The sequence below is a fragment of the Candidatus Tisiphia endosymbiont of Neophilaenus lineatus genome (assembly GCF_964264975.1).
Lineage (GTDB): Bacteria > Pseudomonadota > Alphaproteobacteria > Rickettsiales > Rickettsiaceae > Tisiphia.
This window is the reverse complement of sequence record NZ_OZ183649.1, coordinates 1,182,155-1,193,907: the sequence shown is the minus strand read 5'-3', so window position 1 is coordinate 1,193,907 and position 11,753 is coordinate 1,182,155. Positions and strand designations below refer to the sequence as shown.

At 33.8% G+C, this 11,753-nt stretch carries 11 protein-coding genes and 1 pseudogene; 8 read left to right on the top strand and 4 right to left on the bottom strand.

The features are described from left to right. The first annotated feature begins 113 nt into the window (after positions 1 to 113). The 3 genes from parC to ACFE3K_RS06880 all read left to right on the top strand — a co-directional run bounded on the left by parC (position 114) and on the right by ACFE3K_RS06880 (position 3,785). Entirely contained in the window at positions 114 to 2,324 is a 2,211-nt protein-coding gene (parC, locus tag ACFE3K_RS06890; RefSeq protein ID WP_375359512.1) for a DNA topoisomerase IV subunit A, read from the top strand. Between the two features lie 59 nt (positions 2,325 to 2,383). Further along, positions 2,384 to 3,262, top strand: coding sequence for a heme o synthase (gene cyoE, locus ACFE3K_RS06885; RefSeq protein ID WP_375359511.1), 879 nt, complete (start codon positions 2,384 to 2,386; stop codon positions 3,260 to 3,262). 199 nt (positions 3,263 to 3,461) lie between these two features. Continuing rightward, on the top strand, positions 3,462 to 3,785 hold the full coding sequence (locus ACFE3K_RS06880; RefSeq protein ID WP_375358759.1) for a transposase: 324 nt from the start codon (positions 3,462 to 3,464) through the stop codon (positions 3,783 to 3,785). 111 nt (positions 3,786 to 3,896) lie between these two features. Here ACFE3K_RS06880 and ACFE3K_RS06875 read toward each other — a convergent pair whose 3' ends face one another. Further along, positions 3,897 to 4,607, bottom strand: a complete 711-nt coding sequence (locus ACFE3K_RS06875; protein WP_375358336.1) for an IS6 family transposase — start codon at positions 4,605 to 4,607, stop codon at positions 3,897 to 3,899. Between the two features lie 102 nt (positions 4,608 to 4,709). Between ACFE3K_RS06875 and ACFE3K_RS06870 the strand changes: the two genes are divergently transcribed. Beyond that, entirely contained in the window at positions 4,710 to 5,309 is a 600-nt protein-coding gene (locus ACFE3K_RS06870) for an IS6 family transposase (RefSeq protein ID WP_375358758.1), read from the top strand. Between the two features lie 99 nt (positions 5,310 to 5,408). Here ACFE3K_RS06870 and ACFE3K_RS06865 read toward each other — a convergent pair whose 3' ends face one another. Together ACFE3K_RS06865 and ACFE3K_RS06860 are read right to left on the bottom strand one after the other, a co-directional pair. Beyond that, positions 5,409 to 6,716, bottom strand: coding sequence for a nitrate/sulfonate/bicarbonate ABC transporter ATP-binding protein (locus ACFE3K_RS06865; protein ID WP_375358757.1), 1,308 nt, complete (start codon positions 6,714 to 6,716; stop codon positions 5,409 to 5,411). 654 nt (positions 6,717 to 7,370) lie between these two features. Continuing rightward, on the bottom strand, positions 7,371 to 7,730 hold the full coding sequence (locus ACFE3K_RS06860; RefSeq protein ID WP_375359510.1) for a DDE-type integrase/transposase/recombinase: 360 nt from the start codon (positions 7,728 to 7,730) through the stop codon (positions 7,371 to 7,373). A gap of 131 nt (positions 7,731 to 7,861) precedes the next feature. On the opposite strand from ACFE3K_RS06860, the gene ACFE3K_RS06855 reads away from it, so the two are divergent. From ACFE3K_RS06855 to tolB, 4 genes and pseudogenes are all read left to right on the top strand, one after another. After that, positions 7,862 to 8,311 (top strand): helix-turn-helix domain-containing protein, encoded by a 450-nt coding sequence (locus ACFE3K_RS06855; protein ID WP_375358756.1) that lies wholly within the window; start codon positions 7,862 to 7,864, stop codon positions 8,309 to 8,311. Further along, positions 8,220 to 8,423: a hypothetical protein gene (locus ACFE3K_RS06850; protein WP_375358755.1), complete on the top strand. Its 204-nt coding sequence runs from the start codon at positions 8,220 to 8,222 to the stop codon at positions 8,421 to 8,423. The genes ACFE3K_RS06855 and ACFE3K_RS06850 overlap by 92 nt, the downstream gene beginning before the upstream one ends. 83 nt (positions 8,424 to 8,506) lie before the next feature. Then, positions 8,507 to 9,217, top strand: a pseudogene (locus ACFE3K_RS06845) (IS6 family transposase). Positions 9,218 to 9,602: 385 nt separating this feature from the next. Further along, the gene (gene tolB, locus ACFE3K_RS06840) at positions 9,603 to 10,937 is read left to right on the top strand and encodes a Tol-Pal system beta propeller repeat protein TolB (RefSeq protein ID WP_375358754.1); all 1,335 of its coding nucleotides are present in this window, start codon (positions 9,603 to 9,605) and stop codon (positions 10,935 to 10,937) included. Positions 10,938 to 10,969: 32 nt separating this feature from the next. On the opposite strand, the gene ACFE3K_RS06835 is transcribed toward tolB, so the two are convergent. Further along, the gene (locus ACFE3K_RS06835) at positions 10,970 to 11,680 is read right to left on the bottom strand and encodes an IS6 family transposase (protein WP_375358457.1); all 711 of its coding nucleotides are present in this window, start codon (positions 11,678 to 11,680) and stop codon (positions 10,970 to 10,972) included. Between the last annotated feature and the right edge of the window lie 73 nt (positions 11,681 to 11,753).

Sequence of the window (11,753 nt, the reverse complement as noted above, 5' to 3'; positions counted from 1 at the left end):
TATTGAAGAAAAAGTATAATTTTTATTATTTAATACCATTTTGCTATTAGTGCTAGCATATATTTAGGATATTATACTAAACACAGAATAAATATAAGAAACAGTTTTGTATGATAGATGATGCTAAAATAGAAAATATAGACTTTGGTAATGCATTATCAGAGCGTTACCTCTCTTATGCCTTATCAACAATTATGTCAAGATCCTTGCCAGACGTTCGTGATGGGTTAAAACCAGTGCATCGCAGATTATTGTATGGCATGCTCCAACTAAAGTTAGAACCGACCTCTGCCCATAAGAAATGTGCAAGAGTTGTCGGTGATGTAATGGGTAAATATCACCCACATAGTGACGTTGCACTGTATGATACATTAGTACGTCTTGCACAAAATTTTTCTCTTAGATATCCACTAATTGATGGACAAGGAAATTTTGGTTCTATTGATGGCGATAACGCAGCAGCTATGCGTTATACAGAATCAAGAATGACAGAAATTTGTACCTTATTAATGTCAGATATAGATCAAGATACTGTCGATTTTCGTGCTACCTATGATGATTCCGATACCGAACCAGTCATTATGCCTGCTATGTTTCCTAATTTACTGGCTAATGGTTCAGAAGGTATAGCAGTTGGAATGGCAACCAGTATACCACCACATAATTTACATGAATTATGTGATGCACTAATATATTTAATTGACCATCCTCAATCAAATGTTAACGATATTTTGCAATTTGTCAAAGGTCCTGACTTTCCAACCGGTGGAATAATTATTGATAGAATAGATTCAATCCGCCTAGCCTATAGCGTAGGGCGTGGTAGCTTTAGAGTAAGAGCAAGATGGGCAAAGGAAGACCTAAGTTATGGTTTATATCAGATAGTAATTACTGAAATACCTTATCAAGTACAAAAATCTAAACTTATCGAACAAATAGCTGTACTGTTAAAAGACAAAAAAATTCCTTTAATAGGTAATATCAGGGATGAATCGACAGAAGATATAAGGTTAATTATTGAACCCAGAGATCGTAATTGTGATCCTAATGTTATTATGGAGTCATTGTTCAAATTAACAGTTCTAGAAAATAGAATTCAACTTAATATGAATGTTATAGGTTCAAATAATATTCCTAAAGTAGCTAATATACTGGAAATATTGCAGGAGTTTTTATTACACCGACAAAATATTATTACTCGCAGATCTAAATTTCTTATTGGCAAAATTGAACATAGGTTGGAAGTTCTCCAAGGTCTAAGAATAGCTTACTTAAATTTGGATGAAATAATTAAAATTATTCGTGAAGAAGATGAACCTAAACAAGTAATGATAGCTAAGTTTGCTTTAACTGATGTGCAAGTTGAAGCAATTCTTAATACAAGATTGCGATCTTTAAGAAAATTGGAAGAACAAGAAATGATTAACGAGCATAATCTACTCGAAAAAGAACATGCGAATTTACAGAAAATTCTACAAGATCCGAGTGAATTAAAAAAGATAGTTAAGAAAGAAGTTAAAATGGTGCAAACAAAGTTTGGTTTTAGCACTCAATTGGGGTTACGCCGAACTAGTTTTGAAGAAGCTAGTATTGTTGCTCAGATTGTTGATATTTCAGCTTTTATAACCAAAGAACCTATCACCATAATTTGTTCCAAAATGGGGTGGATTCGCTCTTTAAAAGGTCATAATAACGATTTATCAACTGTTAAATATAAGGAAGGAGACGCAGAAAGTTTTATTCTAGAAGGCTATACTACTGACAAAATTCTTATATTAAGTGCAGCGGGGCGTTTTTTCACTATCCTAGCCGATAATATATTTAAAGGCAAAGGCAATGGAGAATCTATAAAATTGATGATAGATATAGGTAATGAAGAAATAGTAAGCATGTTGGTCTATAAGACTACCCAAAAACTTTTATTGGCAAGTAGTATTGGCAAAGGCTTTATCATTGATTCAGATGAGGTAGTAGCACAAACTAAACTCGGTAAGCAAATTATGCAAATTCCTGCAAATCATGCCTGTATTGCTTGTGTGTCGGTAGAAGGTGATTGTATAGCTTGTATAGGTGAGAACCGGAAATTACTAGTATTTAAACTAGACGAAATACCAATAATGAAACGAGGACAAGGGGTAATTCTACAAAAGTTCAAAAATGCTAAACTTATGGATGTCAAGATATTTGATAGTAGTTTAGGACTAAGCTGGAAAGTAGGAGAAAAGATTAGGGTAGAGAAAGATCTTTTACCATTTCTTGGACGACGAGGTTCGGTTGGTAAAATCCCTCCTAGTGGATTCCCTAGAAATAATAAATTTTCTTAAGATGAAAATATATGAATAATTCCTCTAATTATATTAATAATTCTTTTGCCAAGATAGGCATGAATACTATTAAAAAAAGGTATAATAATAGTTCAGTTATGGACTATGTTCTACTGATGAAACCAAGAGTTATGGCACTTGTTGTATTTACCAGCTTTTCTGGTCTATGGCTTGCTCCATACCCCATCCATCCATTTATAGCTTGCATCGCTATGCTTTGTATTACACTTGGAGCTGGTAGTAGTGCCGCTATTAACATGTGGTATGATAGGGATATTGATGCGATAATGAAACGTACACAAAATAGACCTCTAGTTATTGGGGTTATAGAACCACAGGACGCTTTAGCTTTTGGCGTGGTTGTAGGGTTCTTCTCAGTTTTTTTGATGGGACTTTGTGTTAATCTACTATCTGCTTTATTGTTACTAATAACCATATTGTATTATGTCTTCATTTATACCATGTGGCTAAAACGTTCAACAATGCAAAATATAGTTATTGGAGGGGTTGCAGGTGCATTGCCTCCTATGATTGGCTGGGCAACAGTAACTAATGAGATTTCACTTTTCTCCTTTTCTTTATTTATGATTATTCTAACCTGGACACCTCCACACTCGTGGGCATTAGCAATCTTTCGCTCAGAAGACTACAAAGATTGTGGTGTCCCGATGATGCCAGTGGTAAAGGGAGAATATTATACTAAAAAGCAAATTCTTACCTATAGTATCATTATGGTTATTACTACATTTACGCCCTTTTTTTTAGGAATAAGTAATCTTGTATATTTAGTAACTGCAGTTATACTGGGGCTAATTTTTTTATACTATGCTGCCTCTCTGTTTAGTGATAAAGATCATAAACAAGCTAAAAAACTATTTGCCTATTCGATATTTTATCTTTTTAGTATTTTTTTAACATTGGACTTCTCTCGAAACTAGCCGCTTGTGGATAGCAACAGAACAATTGAAAAGCCGGGCTGTTTAAAACAGCCCAATTTTAAAATTACCCTGAGCAACTATCCCTCCTACCTCAAAAGGACACCGTCAAGTTAAGAGAAATGTAAATTAAGTATTGAGCAAATGTGTAGGGAATAATTTATAGATTATCAGTGACAATTGTTACCTAAATTTCAGTGCTATGTGTATTATTCAATCCCCAAAGAGACATCGTTTTCCAGTAAGCATTATTAGCCATGCAGTATGGTTATATCATCGATTCAATAATAGTTACAGAGATGTACAAGAACAGATGGCCTATCGAGGTATTATTTTAAGTCATGAGACAGTAAGATTTTGGTGCAATAAATTTGCGGTTTATTTTCAAGATGTTATCAGAAAGCGAGAGAGGAAACCAACTGATAAATGGCATTTAGATGAGATGAATATTAAGATTAAAGGCGAGGTATTTATATTATGGAGAGCTGTTGACTCTGAGGGGCATGATACCAATTGCAATAATTAACACGGTGTATTTATCCAATCTCTATACATAATTGATTTTACTAAATCTACATTATGAGCGGCACCGTCAAGTTAAGTAAAATAGTATCAAAAAGAGCTATATTTTTAGATTTCAGGCAGCAAGAAGTCTTTGAGTGGCTTCGTCCCAAATGGATTTAGCTGATGCAAATGCAATTCTTTGCTCAATTGCTGTTTTACTATATCTTCCAACATTTACGGCAAATATATTTCTGACTTTTCCCATCAGTGATAATTTACAGTGGGCTGAATTAGGATGCTTAAATTTAATTAATATCTTCTCGTTGCGCCTAGTTGGTTGATGAGCATTCTCAACACGATTATTTAGTCTTTTATGAGTGCGATGCTCAGTTTTAGGGCACATAAGCTTAATCGGCTTAATGTAACTTCTGAGCTTATCAGTAACAATTACTCTTGGAGCTGGATAATGACCCAATAATTTTGATAAAAAACGAATAGCTGATTTTTTGTTACGACGCTTCTGCAGTAATACTTCTAATTCATGCCCCTCAGAGTCAACAGCTCTCCATAATATCAATACCTCGACTTGAATCTTAATATTCATCTCATCTAAATGCCATTTATCAGTTGGTTTCCTCTCTCGCTTTCTGATAACATCTTGAAAATAAACCGCAAATTTATTGCACCAAAATCTTACTGTCTCATGACTTAAAATAATACCTCGATAGGCCATCTGTTCTTGTACATCTCTGTAACTATTATTGAATCGATGATATAACCATACTGCATGGCTAATAATGATTACTGGAAAACGATGTCTCTTTGGGGATTGAATAATACACATAGCACTGAAATTTAGGTAACAATTGTCACTGATAATCCATAAATTATTCCCTACATTTGCTCAATACTTAATTTACATTTCTCTTAACTTGACGGTGCCCAGATGGCCTATCGAGGTATTATTTTAAGTCATGAGACAGTAAGATTTTGGTGCAATAAATTTGCGGTTTATTTTCAAGATGTTATCAGAAAGCGAGAGAGGAAACCAACTGATAAATGGCATTTAGATGAGATGAATATTAAGATTAAAGGCGAGGTATTTATATTATGGAGAGCTGTTGACTCTGAGGGGCATGAATTAGAAGTATTACTGCAGAAGCGTCGTAACAAAAAATCAGCTATTCGTTTTTTATCAAAATTATTGGGTCATTATCCAGCTCCAAGAGTAATTGTTACTGATAAGCTCAGAAGTTACATTAAGCCGATTAAGCTTATGTGCCCTAAAACTGAGCATCGCACTCATAAAAGACTAAATAATCGTGTTGAGAATGCTCATCAACCAACTAGGCGCAACGAGAAGATATTAATTAAATTTAAGCATCCTAATTCAGCCCACTGTAAATTATCACTGATGGGAAAAGTTAGAAATATATTTGCCGTAAATGTTGGAAGATATAGTAAAACAGCAATTGAGCAAAGAATTGCATTTGCATCAGCTAAATCCATTTGGGACGAAGCCACTCAAAGACTTCTTGCTGCCTGAAATCTAAAAATATAGCTCTTTTTGATACTATTTTACTTAACTTGACGGTGCCATTGTAATACAATAACATCACCTTATACGATATATACAATTCGACTTTCAAGCTGTTGGATTATCTAAGCTAAAAACCTTTTTATTATCATCATAGGAGAAGATTTCTGCATATCTTCCTAAACCTATTATAGACTTTAAAGTTATAGTGGCATCTTCACTAGATAATGTATCCTCAAGCTGTGTCTTAAAACGCGAAAGAGGTGCTTTATGATCTAAACGTTGAGGTAAAATTTCACAGATGTAGGATGCAAGAGGAATATTGTCAAGTAAATGCTGAGCAAGCATTTTTTTTCTATCTTCTAAACTACTTGTGAAAAAAAGCTTGCCATGTTTACTTAATTTTATACTCTCAGAAGTAACATTAGCAAAATTTAATATTTGCAAAGCTCCAACAATATGTAAAATTTCCCCCATATTGTTAATATGAAAAATCTTAGATAATTCTGATAAATTTGCGGAACCTTTGTATGGAGATGCAGAAAGTGCCTCAATGCTACCAATCAGTTCATTGACCGACAAATGAATTTTTTGATCGATGTTGCCAACAATAGCTTTCTGTTTATTACTAACAGGCAAAGGTGGTTTTTCATAGGCTGATACCATGAGAGCATAAATTTTATCTACCATAGTACGAAATTCCATACTTTGAACATCACGTAAACGAGGGAGGGTAATTGCTAATTCTGATACAATACGCCCAGGATTAGATGAAAGTATTAACACTTTGTCAGCCATAGTTACTGCTTCTTCAATCGAATGAGTTACCAATACCACCGACTGCATTTGAGTTTTTCCACTACTCCACAGATCAAGAAAATCATTCTTTAAGGTATTAGCAGTTAGAACATCAAGAGCGGAAAAAGCTTCATCCATAAGTAAAATTTCTGGTCTGAGAACTAATGCTCTAGCAAAACCTACTCGTTGCTTCATGCCACCTGATAATTCTTTTGGATATGCTGACTCAAAACCATCAAGTCCTATCATATCTATGGCCTCTAATGCACGTTTGCGACATTCATACTCAGAAATATTGAAACTTTTTAAACCTAGCTCAACATTCTCAAAAACAGTCAACCATGGAAAAAGTGCAAATGTTTGGAAAATCATACTAATATCACAACGATCACGAAAAGCAGGTTTTTTATTTAGTATTACTTTACCTTTAACTGGTTTTGTAAAACCTGCAATAATTCTTAGTAATGTTGATTTTCCAGATCCAGATTTTCCCAGTATCGCAACTATCTCATTAGGTTTTAGTTTTAGAGTAACATTATCTAGTATCTTTTGCGTACTATGATCATCTTTTGTAAAACTTTGTGTAATTGATATTAATTCAAGTAAATTATTATTCATAGGTCTTACTCTTTTTATAAAATGGTCAACTTGAATGATAAAAAAAGTTAAAATGCACTCTCGTCAGCCGCTTCAAGAATGCATTTTTCTGAATATTCTAGTCAGTTTTGGATTAAAATTTTTAATTTTAATCCAAAACTGAAGTTAACTAATGATAATAAAGTAAATATTCTTTGCTAAATCCATTACAATTGTGCTACATTCCGTAGTGCATTTCTCAATTACTATAAAATCATAGTTTTGAGATAACCTAACGTAAGAAAATTATTGATGGAATTAATTTCTTTGATTATTAATTATTTTCTAATAACCTAAAATATAGTATAATTTACAAGAAAATTAAGTAAAAATGTTTAACATTGCATCAAAAGATAAACAACTAGATAGAACTACAGTATATAGGGCACCGTCAAGTTAAGAGAAATGTAAATTAAGTATTGAGCAAATGTAGGGAATAATTTATAGATTATCAGTGACAATTGTTACCTAAATTTCAGTGCTATGTGTATTATTCAATCCCCAAAGAGACATCGTTTTCCAGTAAGCATTATTAGCCATGCAGTATGGTTGGCACCGTCAAGTTAAGTAAAATAGTATCAAAAAGAGCTATATTTTTAGATTTCAGGCAGCAAGAAGTCTTTGAGTGGCTTCGTCTCAAATGGATTTAGCTGATGCAAATGCAATTCTTTGCTCAATTGCTGTTTTACTATATCTTCCAACATTTACGGCAAATATATTTCTGACTTTTCCCATCAGTGATAATTTACAGTGGGCTGAATTAGGATGCTTAAATTTAATTAATATCTTCTCGTTGCGCCTAGTTGGTTGATGAGCATTCTCAACACGATTATTTAGTCTTTTATGAGTGCGATGCTCAGTTTTAGGGCACATAAGCTTAATCGGCTTAATGTAACTTCTGAGCTTATCAGTAACAATTACTCTTGGAGCTGGATAATGACCCAATAATTTTGATAAAAAACGAATAGCTGATTTTTTGTTACGACGCTTCTGCAGTAATACTTCTAATTCATGCCAATTGCAATAATTAACACGGTGTTAAAAAATGGGTTTTTAACTGATAAATAGGTACTCAAATAGCTAGGTTAATATTACCGCAAGGTTTTGAAGGTCATGATTTTATAAAAATGATGACACATGAGCCGCATGGTCGAAATCGTATACGTTTATTGGCGATGTATCACCTTCAATTAGGCAAATCTTTTAAAGCCATATCTGAAATAGTGAAGTCACACTGGAAAACTGTGCAATCATCGCTCAGAAGATTTAGGAATCATGGTTTTGAAGGATTATTTGAATCACAAAGAAGCGGTGCCCCTAGGAAGATTAACACTATACAAGAATCTGCTCTTTTTGATAAAATCAATACGCTCAGTAAAAGTAAAACTGGTGGGTATATAACTGGAAAAGAGCTACATATCATGTTAGTTGAGGAATATGGTGCTAAATGTGCTTTAAAAACAGTCTACAATACTATGCACCGCCTTGGTTTTAGCTGGATTACTTCTCGTTCAATGCATCCAAAATCAAATCAAGAGACTCAAAATAGATATAAAAAAACTTTCCAGACATGTTAACAAAATTATTAGCAAAAATATCGATAGATGTAAAGTTGATATATGGTCTCAGGATGAAACTAGAGTTGGGCAACAAGGTAGCTTAACTCGTATATGGGCACCGTCAAGTTAAGAGAAATGTAAATTAAGTATTGAGCAAATGTAGGGAATAATTTATGGATTATCAGTGACAATTGTTACCTAAATTTCAGTGCTATGTGTATTATTCAATCCCCAAAGAGACATCGTTTTCCAGTAAGCATTATTAGCCATGCAGTATGGTTATATCATCGATTCAATAATAGTTACAGAGATGTACAAGAACAGATGGCCTATCGAGGTATTATTTTAAGTCATGAGACAGTAAGATTTTGGTGCAATAAATTTGCGGTTTATTTTCAAGATGTTATCAGAAAGCGAGAGAGGAAACCAACTGATAAATGGCATTTAGATGAGATGAATATTAAGATTAAAGGCGAAGTATTTATATTATGGAGAGCTGTTGACTCTGAGGGGCATGAATTAGAAGTATTACTGCAGAAGCGTCGTAACAAAAAATCAGCTATTCGTTTTTTATCAAAATGATTGGGTCATTATCCAGCTCCAAGAGTAATTGTTACTGATAAGCTCAGAAGTTACATTAAGCCGATTAAGCTTATGTGCCCTAAAACTGAGCATCGCACTCATAAAAGACTAAATAATCGTGTTGAGAATGCTCATCAACCAACTAGGCGCAACGAGAAGATATTAATTAAATTTAAGCATCCTAATTCAGCCCACTGTAAATTATCACTGATGGGAAAAGTCAGAAATATATTTGCCGTAAATGTTGGAAGATATAGTAAAACAGCAATTGAGCAAAGAATTGCATTTGCATCAGCTAAATCCATTTTGGACGAAGCCACTCAAAGACTTCTTGCTGCCTGAAATCTAAAAATATAGCTCTTTTTGATACTATTTTACTTAACTTGACGGTGCCTATCCACATCCTATTTTAAAATTTCTAATATTTTTTAGAGATTGACAAATTATTGTAACTCTACTACAGTTAAGCTATAATTTTTGGTAGTAAGGAAAACTCTTAGCATATAAAGAGTTATGAGCTATAAATTAGTTTATAAGAAAAAAGCAGAAAAGTAGGGCGAAACGAGCCTTTACATTGACATCGTAAAGGTCGGTGGTTCGAACCCACTATCGCCCACCAAACTTTTATTATATATTAATATCAATTTGTATTTAGGTTGTTTTTGGCGACAGGACCTAAATACAAATTGATGTTAAATATTGTTAAAAAAAGATCTAGGTGGTATTAGTGGGCAGGTATTTTTGTGTTATACTGTTGTTAGTTGCTAACTTCAATAGTTATGCCATAGAAACTATAGTTATAGAGCGAGGACATGTTGATCCAATACCGATAGCCATTAATAAATTTGATGCAGATGATAGTGCGAATAGTGTAATTGGTGCTGATATAATTAGTGTAATATCTAATGATCTAAAGATTTCCGGCATGTTCCACCCAATTTCTACTGCTTCTTTTATAGAACAAATTGTGGGGATAAAACATAAGCCTCTTTTTGCTGCTTGGCGACACATTAATGCTAATCTTCTGATTAATGGTGAAGTTGTAAAGCTCTCTTCTGGTAAGCTAAAGGTTAGTTTTATATTATGGGATGCAAGCTTAGAAAAAGATCTTATAGGTGAGGTTTTTGAAATAGCAACACATTTATGGCGTAGAGTAGCACATAAAATAGCTGATAAAATTTATGAGAAAATTACTGGAGATTTAGGTTATTTTGATACAAAAATAGTATATGTGTCAGAGAGTGGACCTTATCTAAAACGAGTAAAGAAAATAGCTATGATGGATCATGATGGTGCTAATCATAAATATCTGTCAGATGGTAAAAATTTGGTTCTTACTCCAAGATTTTCACCACAAGCAGATAAAATCATGTATTTATCCTATGTTCACAAGCAGAAACCACATGTTTATGTTCGTGATCTTAAAACAGGTAAGGAAAGATTGGTTGGTAATTTTCCTGGTATGTCCTTTGCTCCAAGATTCTCACCCCAAGGAAACAAAGCTATAATGTCGATAGCAAGAAAGGGAGCTACGCATATTTTTGAAATTGATCTGAATAATATGGCGACTAAGCAGTTGACCCATGGTGTTGGTATTAATACCTCTCCTAGCTATTCACCTGATGGCAGTAAAATAGTTTTTAATTCTGATCGAAGTGGAACAAGACAATTATATATTATGAATTCTGATGGTTCAAATATTGAACGTATAAGTTTTGGTGGAGGAGTTTATGCTGCACCAAGTTGGTCGCCTAGAGGAGATTACATAGCGTTTACAAAAATATCTCAAGGTGAAGGTTTTACAATTGGGGTCATGAAAGCCTTTGCCTATGGTGAGAATACTGAAAGAATTATAACTAGTGGATATCTAGTGGAAAGTCCATGCTGGTCACCCAATGGTAGGATAATTATGTTTGCTAAAGGCTGGCCTCCTAGAAACAAAACAGCAGGTAAAAATCGTATATATTCCATTGATTTGACTGGTTATAATGAAAGAGAGATTCTCACACCTCAAGATGCTTCTGATCCTGAGTGGTCAAGAAGGCACCGTCAAGTTAAGTAAAATAGTATCAAAAAGAGCTATATTTTTAGATTTCAGGCAGCAAGAAGTCTTTGAGTGGCTTCGTCCCAAATGGATTTAGCTGATGCAAATGCAATTCTTTGCTCAATTGCTGTTTTACTATATCTTCCAACATTTACGGCAAATATATTTCTGACTTTTCCCATCAGTGATAATTTACAGTGGGCTGAATTAGGATGCTTAAATTTAATTAATATCTTCTCGTTGCGCCTAGTTGGTTGATGAGCATTCTCAACACGATTATTTAGTCTTTTATGAGTGCGATGCTCAGTTTTAGGGCACATAAGCTTAATCGGCTTAATGTAACTTCTGAGCTTATCAGTAACAATTACTCTTGGAGCTGGATAATGACCCAATAATTTTGATAAAAAACGAATAGCTGATTTTTTGTTACGACGCTTCTGCAGTAATACTTCTAATTCATGCCCCTCAGAGTCAACAGCTCTCCATAATATAAATACCTCGCCTTTAATCTTAATATTCATCTCATCTAAATGCCATTTATCAGTTGGTTTCCTCTCTCGCTTTCTGATAACATCTTGAAAATAAACCGCAAATTTATTGCACCAAAATCTTACTGTCTCATGACTTAAAATAATACCTCGATAGGCCATCTGTTCTTGTACATCTCTGTAACTATTATTGAATCGATGATATAACCATACTGCATGGCTAATAATGATTACTGGAAAACGATGTCTCTTTGGGGATTGAATAATACACATAGCACTGAAATTTAGGTAACAATTGTCACTGATAATCCATAAATTATTCCCTACATTTGCTCAATACTTAATT

Coding starts and splice junctions, on each gene's coding strand:
- cyoE (WP_375359511.1), top strand. CDS start 2,384: ATGAATACTATTAAAAAAAGGTATAATAATAGTTCAGTTATGGACTAT.
- ACFE3K_RS06880 (WP_375358759.1), top strand. CDS start 3,462: ATGTGTATTATTCAATCCCCAAAGAGACATCGTTTTCCAGTAAGCATT.
- ACFE3K_RS06875 (WP_375358336.1), bottom strand. CDS start 4,607: ATGTGTATTATTCAATCCCCAAAGAGACATCGTTTTCCAGTAATCATT.
- ACFE3K_RS06870 (WP_375358758.1), top strand. CDS start 4,710: ATGGCCTATCGAGGTATTATTTTAAGTCATGAGACAGTAAGATTTTGG.
- ACFE3K_RS06865 (WP_375358757.1), bottom strand. CDS start 6,716: ATGAATAATAATTTACTTGAATTAATATCAATTACACAAAGTTTTACA.
- ACFE3K_RS06855 (WP_375358756.1), top strand. CDS start 7,862: ATGATGACACATGAGCCGCATGGTCGAAATCGTATACGTTTATTGGCG.
- ACFE3K_RS06835 (WP_375358457.1), bottom strand. CDS start 11,680: ATGTGTATTATTCAATCCCCAAAGAGACATCGTTTTCCAGTAATCATT.